Annotated in this window: 14 protein-coding genes and 1 riboswitch; of the genes, 2 read left to right on the top strand and 12 right to left on the bottom strand. The window is 39.2% G+C overall.

Annotated features, from left to right (window positions below; genetic code table 11):
* Positions 1-2: 2 nt before the first annotated feature.
* From MKY06_RS10230 to MKY06_RS10205, 6 genes are all read right to left on the bottom strand, one after another.
* Positions 3-611: an adenosylcobinamide amidohydrolase gene (locus MKY06_RS10230; protein ID WP_098278112.1), complete on the bottom strand. Its 609-nt coding sequence runs from the start codon at positions 609-611 to the stop codon at positions 3-5.
* 88 nt (positions 612-699) lie between these two features.
* Complete coding sequence (locus MKY06_RS10225; protein WP_098399423.1) at positions 700-1,659, bottom strand: ABC transporter substrate-binding protein; 960 nt, start codon at positions 1,657-1,659, stop codon at positions 700-702.
* Positions 1,660-1,917: 258 nt separating this feature from the next.
* A riboswitch (cobalamin riboswitch) is annotated at positions 1,918-2,050 on the bottom strand.
* Between the two features lie 90 nt (positions 2,051-2,140).
* A complete protein-coding gene (locus MKY06_RS10220; protein ID WP_013056696.1) occupies positions 2,141-2,455 on the bottom strand; it encodes a thioredoxin family protein in 315 nt (104 codons plus the stop codon).
* Positions 2,456-2,643: 188 nt separating this feature from the next.
* The gene (locus MKY06_RS10215) at positions 2,644-3,246 is read right to left on the bottom strand and encodes a YpjP family protein (protein WP_025752035.1); all 603 of its coding nucleotides are present in this window, start codon (positions 3,244-3,246) and stop codon (positions 2,644-2,646) included.
* Between the two features lie 383 nt (positions 3,247-3,629).
* Positions 3,630-4,406, bottom strand: coding sequence for a class I SAM-dependent methyltransferase (locus MKY06_RS10210; RefSeq protein WP_176524278.1), 777 nt, complete (start codon positions 4,404-4,406; stop codon positions 3,630-3,632).
* Positions 4,407-4,540: 134 nt separating this feature from the next.
* A complete protein-coding gene (locus MKY06_RS10205; RefSeq protein WP_013056693.1) occupies positions 4,541-4,978 on the bottom strand; it encodes a BrxA/BrxB family bacilliredoxin in 438 nt (145 codons plus the stop codon).
* A gap of 241 nt (positions 4,979-5,219) precedes the next feature.
* On the opposite strand from MKY06_RS10205, the gene MKY06_RS10200 reads away from it, so the two are divergent.
* On the top strand, positions 5,220-6,104 hold the full coding sequence (locus tag MKY06_RS10200; protein ID WP_013056692.1) for a polysaccharide deacetylase family protein: 885 nt from the start codon (positions 5,220-5,222) through the stop codon (positions 6,102-6,104).
* 30 nt (positions 6,105-6,134) lie between these two features.
* Here the strand turns inward: MKY06_RS10200 and MKY06_RS10195 are convergent, their stop codons facing one another.
* The 6 genes from MKY06_RS10195 to MKY06_RS10170 all read right to left on the bottom strand — a co-directional run bounded on the left by MKY06_RS10195 (position 6,135) and on the right by MKY06_RS10170 (position 13,000).
* Complete coding sequence (locus MKY06_RS10195; RefSeq protein ID WP_289913897.1) at positions 6,135-7,259, bottom strand: conserved virulence factor C family protein; 1,125 nt, start codon at positions 7,257-7,259, stop codon at positions 6,135-6,137.
* A gap of 63 nt (positions 7,260-7,322) precedes the next feature.
* Positions 7,323-9,218 (bottom strand): ABC-F family ATP-binding cassette domain-containing protein, encoded by a 1,896-nt coding sequence (locus MKY06_RS10190; protein ID WP_013056690.1) that lies wholly within the window; start codon positions 9,216-9,218, stop codon positions 7,323-7,325.
* Positions 9,199-9,852, bottom strand: coding sequence for an HD domain-containing protein (locus tag MKY06_RS10185; RefSeq protein ID WP_013056689.1), 654 nt, complete (start codon positions 9,850-9,852; stop codon positions 9,199-9,201). Before MKY06_RS10185 ends, MKY06_RS10190 begins: the two co-directional genes overlap by 20 nt.
* Before the next feature lie 124 nt (positions 9,853-9,976).
* On the bottom strand, positions 9,977-10,453 hold the full coding sequence (locus tag MKY06_RS10180; RefSeq protein WP_025752029.1) for a glutathione peroxidase: 477 nt from the start codon (positions 10,451-10,453) through the stop codon (positions 9,977-9,979).
* 61 nt (positions 10,454-10,514) lie between these two features.
* The gene (locus MKY06_RS10175; protein WP_025752028.1) at positions 10,515-11,033 is read right to left on the bottom strand and encodes a hypothetical protein; all 519 of its coding nucleotides are present in this window, start codon (positions 11,031-11,033) and stop codon (positions 10,515-10,517) included.
* A gap of 278 nt (positions 11,034-11,311) precedes the next feature.
* A complete protein-coding gene (locus MKY06_RS10170) occupies positions 11,312-13,000 on the bottom strand; it encodes a formate--tetrahydrofolate ligase (protein ID WP_055989356.1) in 1,689 nt (562 codons plus the stop codon).
* Between the two features lie 352 nt (positions 13,001-13,352).
* Here MKY06_RS10170 and metA point away from each other — a divergent pair, with 352 nt between their 5' ends.
* Entirely contained in the window at positions 13,353-14,264 is a 912-nt protein-coding gene (gene metA, locus MKY06_RS10165; protein WP_013056685.1) for a homoserine O-acetyltransferase MetA, read from the top strand.
* Positions 14,265-14,276: the final 12 nt, after the last annotated feature.

Raw genomic sequence — 14,276 nt, 5'->3', positions numbered from 1 at the left:
TTTCACCTCTTTCCCTTAAGTCCCTGCTCTAAGCTTATTTTCACCAGCTTGGCTACCGCTTGACCTAAAGCGGTCATAGAGCCTGCATATTCATATAATGGTCCTTGCTGAGACGCTGCAACTGAGATGCTGTCCGTAGATGTTCCCGTAGCAATAGTCTTTGTAGCTGGATCTATGATCCCCAGCTGTGACAGCGTTTTTGTTTTAGCTTCTGTGGCCGCAATAAAAAGCTGTAAAAACGCAGCATCCGTAAGCGTACCTTCCACGAAAAAAAACATATTAATTGTACCGGGAGAGGAATAGAACGGGACAGCTTCGTCAGCTGTAATATCTACTGCGTTTCCTACTCCAGCCGTTATCACGGAAGCTACTCTTACTCCGTAGCCTTCATAACAGTAAACCGCTCTTTCTTTTAACCAAACGGCTGTCATCAACCCTACGATTTGCTCATGGCGTACATTTTCTTTCATCAAATATTGCTCATACTCCATAGAAGGAGTATCTGAATAATAGTCTTTGTGAACAAATCGATTGTAAAAGGTGTCCGTTTCCGTAATACCTGTTCCTAAAACCCCTGAGCTGTATGTTTTATAAGAAGTCTCGGTTTTCATGATTAAAAGCTCAGGCCGTTCTTCAATTTTAAGATGTGAAAAGGGACCAATCCCCTTTTCAATTCGAACTGGAATATGGTCCCTCTTCTTATTTATTGTACACCTCAGGGTATACTGCTTTTGCTAAGTCATCTAAGCCATCTACAATACGAGGTCCTAAGCGGTTGATTTTGTTTTGATCAACCTTCTCGATGTTACCCTCTTTTACAGCAGTCATGCTGCTCCAAGCGGGACGCTTCATAATCTCATTTTTGTCTGCATCATACGTTGCGATAATAACGTCAGGGTTTAACTTAACAACTTGCTCTTCAGAAAACTTAACCCAACCCTTTTCACTACCCGCTACGTTATCAGCACCGATCATAGTAAGCATTTCGTTCATGAACGTACCTTTTCCTGTTGTATAAATCTCAGGAGCTCCTGATACCTCTATCCATACTTTTTTACGATCTTCTTTTGAAATCGTTTTTGCTTTTTTCTCAATTGAAGCTACTTTTTCTTTCATGTCTTTAATTGTTTGATTAGCTTCTTTTGTTTTACCTGTTAATTTACCGATTTGCGTAATAGAATCATAAACCGTATCAAACGTTGTTGAATCTTTTACAACAAATACCGGAATACCCGCACTTTCAATTTGTTTAAATACTTCATCCGAAACGCCCATACTTGAAGCGTGTGCCAGCACTAAATCAGGATTTAAAGCAATAACTTTTTCTGCATTAACGTTCATATCTCCTACCTGCGCTTTTTTCTTTACGCTTTTAGGATAATCATCGTTGCTTGTAACACCGACTAATTCTTTTTCAAGGCCAAGGGCATATACAATCTCCGTATTACTTGGCATTAATGAAACAATTTTCTTAGGCTGTTTTTTCAACGTAATTTCTTTATCACGCGCGTCTTTTACCTTCACTGGAAATGCAGCTTGTGACGTTTGTGCCGTATCTTGCTTCGTTTTTTTATCACTGTTGCTTTGGCTGCCTGCACCGCATGCAGCAAGTACGATGACTAACAGTGCAATAATGGAATACGAAAGCCATTTTTTCATCTAAATACTCCCCCTATATATTGTTCATTGTGAATACGAAACCTCCACGTTAAAGAAAAAGCAAATGATCATGCAAAAAGCAGCGCTATCCCGTTTTTCCGCTTTGACTATGTATACTGCTCGCCGGCAGCTTCAAAATAAAAAAGCTTTACTTTCAATTGAAAGCAAAGCAGGTAACGTCAAGATAAGCAGGAAAAGAATCCGTTCACTATACTTGATAAGTATGTTCATTACCCTGCTTCACCCTTCCTCGAAGGTTTCACAGCTAACAATAAGGCAGGTCTCCTGACTTACGCACAAAGCGCTTACAGTGGCGGGACCGCGCTGGTTTTTCACCAGACTTCCCTTTTCACTCAATCTTTAAATTGAGACCTTATTGCTTTACGATTATTCACTTGTCCTAGTATACCCCACTCATGGAAAAATGGAAATAGCCATTCTCACAAAAAAAGCTGCGAGAATGCTCTCGCAGCTTCAGGAATTAAAGAGTTGCTAAAAATTCACGGACCGCTTCAGGCGTTTTAGCATTTGCACTGTGCAAGTGTGCAATTTTTTCACCGTTTTTATATACAAGAAGAGAAGGAATACCCATTACATTGTTTTCAGCAGAAAGTTCTTCAAACTCATCCTTGTCAATTTTAAACCATGCTTTATCTGTATTTTCGTCAACGATTTCATCAATGAACATATCCAAACGTTTGCAATCAGGACACCACGTTGTCGTAAAAATCCCAACGCTTAGTGTTTCGTTCTTAATTTGTTCGCGAAATTGTTTTTCTTCCGTAAATTGTTTCATCGTGTTACCTCCAGCATCTATTCGTTCCTTCTCACTATTCTATGGTAAGAAGTCTGACTTCATTATAAACGATTTTTTTATCGTTGTGCTAATGTTTCAGCTTATTTAGACCATAACGGTTTTAGACGTAAAAAAATGCTAGCTTAAAAAAGCTAACATTTCGAAATCGTAGAATGTTGTGTCTATTATCAGCTAAACCATTTAGGCGGCATGTTTCGGTTCCAATAAATTTTCCCTAAATCATAATGCTTTTGAAAATTATCTGCAGCCGCATGATAGTGAAAATTAAACCAGTATCCATCTTTTGGAGGATTTTCACGCCGTACGTGAAACCGTATTAAGTCCTGACCGGTCTCCCGGTCATATACATGGAAAATCTTTTCACCGTAGCCAGCAGCAGGATGCTCGCTTATCTCGAGATTCTGAATTGACTGTTCACGTTCAGTGCCAATGTCGGTCAGCACTTCTTCAATTTTAGGTAACACTGCTTGACGAAATTCGTCTTCAATGACAGGCCCAATTTTTGTTCCGAATTTTTCCACTGACTGTTTTTCAGCTGATTCCATTGCATACGTAACAAATGATGAAACGTCTTCATATTTTGGTTCTTCATATGGCAAATGAATATCTTCTATAACAGCTGTGACAGGAGTTGTTTCTCTTACATACCCTGCTTTATGTTGCTTGTCCGCTTTTGCATCATCAACGTATAAATATTCTGGTGGAGTGACAAGCCCAAATGTAAATACTGTAATAAATACAACTAGCATTCTTTTTATCCATCTAGGCATTCGTATCTTTCCTTTCTCATCTTTTCCCATATGGTCTTTTCATATCGTAAAATTCATTGTTATAACTCACTAGGTATTGTAACATACTTATTAATTTTTTACCTATATTTGCTTATTCATTTATGCTGCCTACGGGCATTCGAAGACTTTTTAGTTAGCACCTTCCTTCTTCTGTTTGAGGTTGTCACACCGAGCGGAAACCTATACAAGATATTCCTTTTTTGCTGGATGCTTAAACACAAAAGTATTTTTATGTTCAAAAATATATCATACTTTTATGAACTTTAGATGAAATTCATAAAAAAAACTTCCAAAACTTTTTAATTCCTAAAAGGTTTTGGAAGTCTTTTCAATGATCGGAATTCATTTTACTTTTTTGTTTATTATTGTATATCAATTGTCCCGTAATGAAATTTTGATGTTTTTCGTTTTTGTACGGTAAATCCATGTTCTTCAAAACGACTGCTTTTCCAATGATCTTTTAGCACGATCTTTTGTTTGGCTACTCTTTTTGCTTCTTGTATAGCCATTGGCGTCAGCGTAGTATACAGTGCTATTGCTTTAATACCGTTAATTCCATTCGATTCATCAATTTGCTCTTGAAACATAGGATCAAAGTAGACAACATCAAAAGAATTATCTTCACAACACGCCAAAAACGATTCAAAATTTTGATGAACCACGTTTATACGCTTCATTGCATCGTTCAACTCTTGTACGTCACTTTCCCAATTTAAAAGTCCTTGTTTGACTAAATAAGCTACATAGCGGTTGCCTTCTAGTCCGACAACTTTCCCGCTTTTCCCTACCGCTGCGCTCGCCATCATACTATCCGATGCAAGACCAAGTGTACAGTCAAGCACGCTCATTCCTTTTTCTAAACCAGCAGCTTCAATAAACGGATCACGTTCTCCGCGCAGCCATCTCTTCACTCTAAACATAGCGGAATTTGGATGAAAAAAAATAGGTTCCTCTTCGTTTTGAACGTGCAACTCTACTCTATTCTTACCGACAACCAGCACGTCTGCAGCTTGAAGATCCTGAAGATCTGCAACGGATTTCTTCTCTCTTACTACAAAAGGTATACTTAAATCAGCGGCTACTTGTTTGGCTTTTACAATCATCTGTTCATTTGTTCGACCAGCAGTCGTAACAATCACTTTCATAACTCCCCCTACACTGTTTGGCTATTTACATAAAGAAAAAGGATGCCGATAGACATCCTTTTTCTTATAAAGTATATGCGATTTTTCTCTAAAAATCTATATACTAGATGTGACAAAAGCAGGACATTTTATGAACAGTGCTGCTTAAAGCCATTTAAAATGTTTTCAAAAATAACTTCTAACGGCTGACCTTCAATTTCATGTCGAGGAATAAAATGAACGACTTCTTTTCCTTTTAAAAGCGCCATAGAAGGTGATGAAGGCTCAATGTCCCCAAAATATTCACGCATTTTAGCTGTTGCTTCCTTATCTTGACCGGCAAAAACAGTTACCACTTGATCTGGTTTTTGCTCAGACTGTAAGTACGCTTGCGTTGCTGCAGGACGTGCTAAACCAGCAGCGCACCCACAAACTGAATTAACGACAACAAAAGTTGTTCCTTCTACGTTTTCCATAAAATCAACTACGGCTTCCTCTGTTGTTAATTCTTCATAACCAGCTTGAGTTAATTCTTGACGCATTGGTTTAACTAACTGACGCATATATTCTTCATATGCCATTGACATATTAACATTCCTCCTAACAATCATTCACGCTAAAAGCATACTATAAAAACCAGGAAAAATCTAGCTAATCACTCTTCAAATCCTTATCGTTGTCCCAATCTCATTTTTCATTTGACAAAAAAAGATTAAAACCGGGTCATATCATCTAATTTTTTTCCATAAAAATGTCGATTTTTACTATTAATATTCCATTTTTTGTACTATAGTAGTAAATAGTAGTTTAGTAGAAAGGATTTTCAAATTGAACCAGCGATTTAAGCCAAACAAACGATTTAAGCCAAACAAACGATTTTATGCATTTTTGTCTTTAGTGTTAGTGATCGTCGCTTCTTTGTTTTTTATTACAGAAGTCAAAGGAAGTGAATCCGCTGCATCTCAGCAAGTCTTAGCATCTACTGCTTTGCCGCTGAAAGAAGCTGCATCTTCAGTACAGCCTGAGAAGCTGCTTAATACACTTCACCATAATATGTATGTAGGAAATACATTAAACGATCAAAATCAAGCTCTTACACAGCCTGTTTACCTTACGTTTGACGATGGCCCAACACCTGATACCCTTCACATTTTAGATGCTTTGCGTCAATATAACGTAAAAGCAACTTTCTTTATGTTAAAGCATCAAATTGAGGCTCACCCTGAAATTGCTAAAAAAGTAGCACAGGAAGGACATGCTATCGGCTGTCACGGTGTCTCTCATGATATTCATGTCATGTATAGTGAAGATGGCGCAGCGTTAAAAGAAATGCAGGAGTGTCAAGCGACAGTTAAGAAAGTAACCGGTGTTGACAGTAAGTTAATCCGCGTTCCTTACGGCAGCGTTCCTTATTTAAAAGAGCCCCACCGTACAGAGTTGCTAAGCCACTTTAAATTATGGGACTGGAATGTAGACAGCGAAGACTGGGCACTTCGTTCTGCACCTAGAATTATTCAGGGCCTTGAACCTCATATTCAAGGGGTTAACTCCAATGGAAGAACACCAGTCATTTTATTTCATGATAAATCCTTTACGGCACAATCCCTTCCTGCTATTTTGACTTACTTAAAGCAGTCGGGCTATCAGCCTATTAAAATTGATAACACTATGCAGCCTATGCAGTTTCCAACTCCCGCTGCAAAACAGTCGTAAAAAAAGATCATTCAAGTGAATGATCTTTTTTTATGCTTTTCTGCTTTCCGTCATTTGTTTCCAAACAGAACCTTTTGCTTCTTCTCCGCCTTCGATACGTTCAATTGCTAGCTTGATTTGTAAATCTACCTCAAATTCTTTATCATTCTCTGCTGCTTTTAATGTAGGAAGAGCCGTCTCGTCCCCTACCTCGTATAAATACATAGCTGCACGCCAGCGAACAAGCTTGTTTTTATCACCAAGAGCTTCACACATTGCCGGAATACCTTCTTCAAAACCTAAATCTGACATGCAGTCTCCAGCAGTACGGCGCACAGTGACTGATTTATCTTTTAATGCTTTGTATAAATAAGGCAGTACCGCTTTTGATTCAATCATTCCTAAGTAGACCGTAGCTAAGCGGCGAATAGATGCTTTTTCATCATCAAGCGCTTTATTTAAAACGTCTAAATCAGCTTCTGTTGGATCCATTTGTTCTAAATGGGCATAGCGCACTGACCAATCGTTGTCTTCTAGCATTTCTTCTGTAACTTTATAGGTTTTACGCGGCTGTACAACTTTTCCGCCTTCTTTTTCTTCTTGTGCATTAGACACAAGGCGAGTTAATCTTTCTTGCGGATATGCTGCTGCTAACTCTTCCACTACTTCGTCTCCGATAGCCGATAACTCTCCATAACGAACGCCTTGTTCTTTCCATTTCCGTTCTAATACCACATTATCTGAAAAACGTTGAAGTTCTGCTACCGCTTTTGCAAATCGCTCGGGCAGACCAAAGCGCTTTTCTTCATTTCCGTCCGTTAGCTTGACTTGCATCGGTACATTTTTGAACATTTGAACTGACACATTGACCTCACCAAAATGCTCATTCATTTTGTGCTGTTCACTGTTGCTTTGCAAATCTTCACCAAACGCTGCACGAACTTGCGGCAAAATTTGCTTCCAGTCATATTTGGCATTTCGCTCTACTGCCAAGAAGTCCGCTACGTGGTAGACTCCTTTTACCCCTTCTACTTTCAAAATGTCTTGAACAACTTCAGGGGCTGCTTCAGCATTTTTTTCCGTATAGTTATTGCTTTTTCCGCCTGATAGCACTTCGTCTAAATTAATTTTCATTGTATTCGGACTTGGCGTTGGCTCAATTGATTTAATGTTCATGTCGTATCGTACTCCTCTCATTAAAATTGTAGCATGTGGCTTATACTCAGTCTAACGACTTGTTTACGCGTTTTCAATTTCTTCAATCAGCTCTGAAAGCTCTGCCCAGCGATCAAGCAGTGCACTTAATTCTTCATTTGCTTTTTCTTGTTCTAACGATAGGTTATGCGCTTTTGTATAATCGCTGCCCACCTGTTCAATTTCACTTGTTAAGCGTTCAATTTCTTCTTCTTTTGCTGCAATATTATCTTCGATTTCTTCCCATTCTTTTTGTTCTTTATACGTTAAACGACGCTTTTTCGTTTTCTCCGGCTGTTTTGGCTTTTCTTCTTTCACTTTAGCCTGCTGAACCATTGCCTGCTTCTTCATCGCTTCTTCCAATTGATCTGTATAAGCTCCAAAATAAATCGAAATGTTTCCTTCTCCTTCAAAAACTAGTAAGTAATCTGCTACTTTATCTAAAAAATAGCGATCATGCGATACGGTGATAACAACACCTGGAAATTCTTCGAGATAGTCTTCAAGCACCGTTAGCGTTTGAGTATCCAAATCATTAGTCGGCTCATCTAGAAGCAATACATTCGGCGATGTCATTAATAATTTCAACAAGTATAAACGACGGCGCTCTCCTCCGGACAACTTTTGAATCGGTGTTCCGTGCGTATGTGAAGGAAATAGAAATCTCTCAAGCATTTGCGAGGCAGAGATCATTTTCCCATCCGTCGTATGCACAACTTCTGCCGATTCTTTAATATAATCAAGCATGCGTTGATTTAAGTCCATATCATCGCTTTCTTGGGTATAGTAAGCAACTTTAACCGTTTGTCCTCTGTCAATTTCACCGCTGTCCGGCTCAATGCGTCCTGCAATCATATTCAAAAGAGTAGACTTTCCGCTTCCATTTTTTCCTACAATTCCAATTCGGTCTTGTTTTTTCACGATGTGCGTAAAGTCTGAAAGAATGATTTTATTTTCATACGTCTTAGACACATCTTTTAATTCAAACACTTTTTTCCCAAGGCGACTGCCTGCTAAACTTAAATCCAGTGATTCTTTTTCAGAGGAATCGATTTTCCCTTCTAATTCATCAAATCGCTGAATACGCGCTTTTTGCTTAGTCGTACGCGCTTTTGCTCCTCTGCGAATCCAAGCCAATTCATTGCGGTATAAGTTGCTTAATTTTGCTTGAGTTGCTTTTTCCTGCTCTTCTCGAATCGCTTTTCCTTCTAGAAAAGCAGCATAGTTTCCTTTATAGCTATATAAATTTCCACCGTCTAATTCAAAAATTCGGTTTGTAACAGCATCCAAGAAATAGCGATCATGAGTAACAAGCAGCACGGCTCCTTGATATTTGGATAAATATTCTTCGAGCCATTTAACGGTCTCATAATCTAAGTGGTTAGTCGGCTCATCTAAGATCAGTAAATCAGGTGTTTGAATTAGACTTTGCGCAATGGAGACGCGCTTTTTCTGTCCACCTGAAAGCTCACCGATTTTTGCACTCATATTTGAAATTCCAAGCTTCGTTAAAATCGACTGTGCGTTAGAATTGGCTTCCCACGCGTTCATCGCATCCATTTTCTGCTGCAAATCATACAATGTTTGCTGATTTTTTTCGTTTGCAGAGTCTTGCTCTAACGCATACAGAGCTAGCTCATAGTTTTTTAATAAGTTAAGAAGAGGCGTATCTCCGCTGAAAACTTGCTCCAAAACCGTTAAGTCTTCATCAAAATCCGGATGCTGCGGTAAATATGTCACGCTGTAGTCTTTAGCATGAACAATATCTCCTTCGTCCCCGAGCTCTAAACCTGCGATAATTTTAAGAAGCGTTGATTTCCCTGTTCCGTTTACACCGATTAAGCCGATTCGCTCATTTTCTGTAATGGTAAATGTTAGTTGATGAAACAGCTCTTTTTCTCCATACGTTTTTGTTAAGTTTTCAACAGTCAGCATTTTCATAATGATAATTCCACTCTTTCTTAAATTGAACTAAAAATTCTTTCATATATGTATGTCGCTCTTGCGCTAGAGACCGTGCTGTTTGAGTATTCATTAACGCAGTGAGCTTTAATAACTTTTCATAAAAATGTGCAATAGCCGTTGATTTCCCGTGTCTGTATTCTTCTTCCGTCATCTCACTTCGTACAGCAATGTTTTCATCATACAAAACCGTGCCTTTAGCACCTGCGTACATAAACGTACGTGCGATACCAATTGCACCGATCGCATCTAAACGATCTGCATCTTGAACAATTTGACCTTCAAGCGTAGCCATAGCCGGACGGTTTCCGCCTTTAAATGACATCGTTTGTAAAATGTGAACGATATGCTTGCAGTTCTCTTCTTCTACCTGCTGACTCTTCAGCCACTCCCGCACTTCTTCGTACGCCTTTTCAACATCTTCCACTAGCTTATCATCTACAACATCGTGTAAAAGCGCAGCTAGTTCGATAACTTCCCGATTGCCGCCTTCTTTTTTATATAAAAGCACTGCATTTCGACGCACGCGATCGATATGCTGCCAGTCATGACCCGTTGTGTCATGCGCAAGCTTTGCTTGAACCCACTTTTCCGTTTCCACTATTTTATTCATTTGCTCACCTCAATTATATCCACCATTATTTTAGCACAAAGTAAGGCGCTCGTCTCACTGACAGCGGATCACCGTTTGAAAATCCTCGCTGAAAAATAAAAAACAGATGGAGATCCACCTGCTTTTACAGCAATTCTTTTATATCTTTTTGAATATCTTTTGGTGCAGTTTGAGGTGCGTATCGCTTCACGACTTCACCTTGACGATTCACTAAAAACTTTGTGAAATTCCACTTTATCCCTTTGGAACCTAGTAGACCCGGTGCTTGTTCTGTTAAGTATGTAAATAACGGGTGTGCATGCTCCCCTTTTACATCTACTTTTGCAAACATCGGAAACGAAACGCCATAGTTTAACTCGCAAAATTGTTCAATATCATTTGAACTTCCTGGCTCTTGACCACCGAACTGATTGCAAGGAAAACCTAGAACCGTTAGGCCGTTTTCTTTTTCTTCTTCGTACAGCGCCTGCAAATCTTTATATTGAGGGGTGAAGCCGCATTTGCTAGCTGTATTCACAATCAACAGCACGTCACCTTGATAGTTAGAAAGCGATACGTCTTCGTCTTTAATTGTTTTTGCCGAGTATTCATACACGCTCATCAAAACGCCTCCTTTTCCCTATTGTAATTCACTTTATTTCGGAAGTACAACTGAAACGCTCTTATGATTTGTCGTAAAGAACCTTTAGCTGATCAGTCGTTTGCAGCATGTAATCAATCATCTCGATTAAATCTCCTACTTGGTCTTCGTAAATAAATCGGTTAAAGGTTACCTCAATATTGTTTTCGTATTCACTTCCTCCGACTTCATGAGTAATACGCTGCTTAACAACTCTTGTTGTTCCCCAGATCCTCTCACACATTTCCTGTATGTTTTGAAACTCAGCTTCTTCAAACGGTTTTTGTTTTTTCAGCTGAAAATGAATATAAACTGTACACCCTGGTTTTTCTACACGGGAAGGCGTTAATTCGGCATGAATGTTGTCTAAGTCGGTTGATAAAGTTAGCGACGCGGTACAGCAAAAATGCTGTTGAAAAGAAATGCGGTACGTTCGAGTAAACTGAGCTAAGTCTACAAAATCTTCGCGATTCGTAACAGATACTTGCCCAGATAAGTCAAGATCATAGATCTCTCCTTCTACAACAACTTTTAAATTATCAAATACAATCGGATCAAACATTTCAACTACTTCCTTTTTTATAAAATACGAACAGTCAGCTCTTCTTCTTTCTTGCCAAATTAATTCATAACATACCTGTTATTTTATTTTATATTGCAAGAAAGAGATTGAGACACAACTAAGTCCACCCAATCTACATCTAGAAGCCCCTACACCCATGAAACTTATTTTTACCATAACTATGAAAAAATCCGAACGAGTTTGATTCTTCATCAAGAATCTTGCTTCATCGTTCGGATTTTCCTTCAACTAAAATACTCTTACCCTAGCCTCTTCTCTTAAAAAATCCCTAGTGCATGTCCATTCTCGTCAATATCCATATTGAGCGCAGCAGGTTTTTTTGGAAGTCCAGGCATTGTCATAATTGAACCTGTTAGCGCCACGAGAAACCCAGCTCCGAGTGAAGGACGGAATTCCCTTACCGTAATCTTAAAATCAGTTGGTCGCCCAAGCTTCGTCTGATCATCACTTAACGAATACTGCGTTTTGGCCATACAGATCGGCAGATGATCCCAACCGTTTGCTTCAAATTGCTGTATTTGCTTTAACGCTTTTGGAGCAAAATCTACGCCTTTTGCTCCGTATACGGTTTTAGCAATAGCTTCTACTTTTTCTGGAATCGAAGCTGACACCTCGTAAAGAGGAGAAAATTGACTTTCTGTCTCGTTCATGACTTCAAGAAGTTTTTCAGCAAGCATGACGCCGCCTTCTCCGCCTTTTTCCCAAACTTCTGTTAAAGCAACGGGAACATTCTTTGAAGTACACCAATTCATAAGCGCTTCTACTTCGCCTTTTGAATCCGTTACAAAACGGTTCACGGCTACAACATAAGGAACGCCGAATGCTTGAATCGTTTCAATATGCTTTTCAAGGTTTTCAATTCCCGCTTCTAATGCCTCAATGTTTTCTTCATTTAACCGCTCTTTAGGAACGCCTCCATGCATTTTCAGAGCGCGAATTGTCGCAACGATTACCACCGTTTCTGGTTTAATATCTGCCATACGAGCTTTAATATTTAGGAATTTTTCTGCGCCTAAATCTGCCCCGAATCCCGCTTCTGTTACTACATAGTCGCCTAGTTTTGCAGCCATTTTTGTTGCAATGACGCTATTGCAGCCGTGGGCAATATTAGCAAAAGGACCTCCGTGAATGAGAGCTGGAGTATGTTCCAACGTCTGTACAAGGTTTGGTTTAATCGCGTCTTTTAAAAGAAGAGTAAGCGCTCCTTGTGCACCTAAGTCTGCAACCGTTACAGGCTCATTATCCATGTTGTAAGCTACCACAATAGACGCTAAGCGACGTTTTAAGTCTTGTAAATCTGACGCTAAGCAGAAAATAGCCATAATTTCTGATGCCACCGTAATATCAAATCCATCTTCTCGAGGAACACCTTGCATCGGACCACCTAATCCAATGACAACCTGACGCAACGCGCGGTCGTTTAAATCAACCACTCGTTTCCACGTGATTTTACGTGTATCAATGCGCAGTTCATTGCCTTGATGTATATGGTTATCCAAAATAGCGGCCAGCGCGTTGTTAGCTGTTGTGATGGCATGCAAGTCTCCAGTAAAGTGCAAGTTAATATCCTCCATTGGAAGCACTTGAGCATAACCGCCTCCAGCGGCACCTCCTTTAATTCCCATTACCGGACCAAGAGATGGTTCACGCATGGCGACAATCGCTTTTTTACCTAATCTATGTAATGCCTGAGCTAAGCCAACCGTCACTGTCGACTTCCCTTCTCCTGCTGGAGTTGGATTAATAGCTGTAACTAAAATCACTTTTCCATCTTGTTTTGTGTGTAAACGTTCCATAACGGACAAAGAAAGCTTGGCTTTATAATGTCCATACGGCTCTAACTCGGCCTCTAAAATATCTAGCTGCTCGGCAATCTCTTTAATCGGTTTAATCGTTGCCTCTTGTGCAATTTGCAAATCACTTTTTATTTGCTTCTTAGTTGTCATATAAAAACCCCTTTTCTGCTGAGAATTCTTTTTAAACACTTCATCAAAAAAGGATAAAATCCGTTTTCTGGGGGAGATATGAAGTTTAATGAATACAGGAACGACTGCTCTATAAATTTTACTGAGTTTCAGTCACGCTAAAAAAGCATAGCAACGCTCCAGTTTAACCTTATTGTACCATTTCATTTTAGCCATTACGCATATTAATGCTCTTTTTTTTTCAAAATTCAATTGCTTAATATTCTGTATATTCCTATAATAGTATATTGTACATAAATGTTGAACCTCATCTTCACGTGAGAAAGAACATTTATACGCGTCATTACTTCGAAATCGAATAGGAGGAATTTTATTGCCTATTAATATTCCACGTGATCTTCCGGCAAAAGAAATTTTAGAAAAAGAGAGAATTTTCATCATGGACGACGTGCGCGCGGTTAACCAAGAAATTCGCCCGCTTAATATTGTTATCCTAAACTTAATGCCGGAAAAAGAAAAAGCTGAAACGCAATTATTACGTTTACTCGGGAACTCACCGCTGCAAGTGCATATTACACTTCTTTACACAGCAAGCCATAAAGCAAAAACAACGAGTAAAAATCACCTAGATCAGTTTTATAAAACGTTTGAACAAATTAAAGAACGAAAATATGACGGAATGATTATTACAGGAGCACCTGTAGAACATATACCATTTGAAGAAGTAAACTACTGGAAAGAACTTCAAGAAATTATGGATTGGTGTAAAACAAATGTGACTTCTACCCTTCATATCTGTTGGGGAGCTCAAGCCGGACTTTATCATCACTTTGGCATTGACAAGCGACCTCTTTCTGATAAATGCACGGGTGTATTTACACATGTTGTATCGAGTGAAGAACCGATTAAGCTGCTGCGAGGATTTGATGATGTCTTTTATTCTCCTCATTCTCGTCACACCGACGTCGACATGAATGAAGTAAAAAACCATCCTGACCTTGAGCTTCTTTCCTACTCTGAGGAAGCTGGTGTTTATATGGCGATGTCTAAAGACGAAAAGTTTGTTTTCGTTACAGGACACCCAGAATACGACGTTCAAACACTGCAGGAAGAATTTCTTCGAGATACAGAAAAAGGGCTAGAGCCAAAGCTTCCGGAACACTATTTCCCAAACAATGATCCTGACAAAAACCCTTTAAAAACATGGCGTTCTCATGCCAACCTGCTGTTTATGAATTGGTTGAACTATTATGTTTACCAAGAGACTCCATATCTGTGGGAATGAAAGAACCGATCT

Source organism: Priestia sp. FSL P4-0332 (assembly GCF_038005845.1).
In the GTDB taxonomy this organism is placed as follows: domain Bacteria; phylum Bacillota; class Bacilli; order Bacillales; family Bacillaceae_H; genus Priestia.
This window is presented reverse-complemented; position numbering and strand designations above follow the sequence as displayed.

What these genes read in the sequence shown, in the direction of transcription:
- MKY06_RS10230 (WP_098278112.1), bottom strand. Translation starts at nt 611, where the DNA reads ATGAAAACCGAGACTTCTTATAAAACATACAGCTCAGGGGTTTTAGGA.
- MKY06_RS10225 (WP_098399423.1), bottom strand. Translation starts at nt 1,659, where the DNA reads ATGAAAAAATGGCTTTCGTATTCCATTATTGCACTGTTAGTCATCGTA.
- MKY06_RS10220 (WP_013056696.1), bottom strand. Translation starts at nt 2,455, where the DNA reads ATGAAACAATTTACGGAAGAAAAACAATTTCGCGAACAAATTAAGAAC.
- MKY06_RS10215 (WP_025752035.1), bottom strand. Translation starts at nt 3,246, where the DNA reads ATGCCTAGATGGATAAAAAGAATGCTAGTTGTATTTATTACAGTATTT.
- MKY06_RS10205 (WP_013056693.1), bottom strand. Translation starts at nt 4,978, where the DNA reads ATGTCAATGGCATATGAAGAATATATGCGTCAGTTAGTTAAACCAATG.
- MKY06_RS10195 (WP_289913897.1), bottom strand. Translation starts at nt 7,259, where the DNA reads ATGAACATTAAATCAATTGAGCCAACGCCAAGTCCGAATACAATGAAA.
- MKY06_RS10190 (WP_013056690.1), bottom strand. Translation starts at nt 9,218, where the DNA reads ATGAAAATGCTGACTGTTGAAAACTTAACAAAAACGTATGGAGAAAAA.
- MKY06_RS10185 (WP_013056689.1), bottom strand. Translation starts at nt 9,852, where the DNA reads ATGAATAAAATAGTGGAAACGGAAAAGTGGGTTCAAGCAAAGCTTGCG.
- MKY06_RS10180 (WP_025752029.1), bottom strand. Translation starts at nt 10,453, where the DNA reads ATGAGCGTGTATGAATACTCGGCAAAAACAATTAAAGACGAAGACGTA.
- MKY06_RS10175 (WP_025752028.1), bottom strand. Translation starts at nt 11,033, where the DNA reads ATGTTTGATCCGATTGTATTTGATAATTTAAAAGTTGTTGTAGAAGGA.
- MKY06_RS10170 (WP_055989356.1), bottom strand. Translation starts at nt 13,000, where the DNA reads ATGACAACTAAGAAGCAAATAAAAAGTGATTTGCAAATTGCACAAGAG.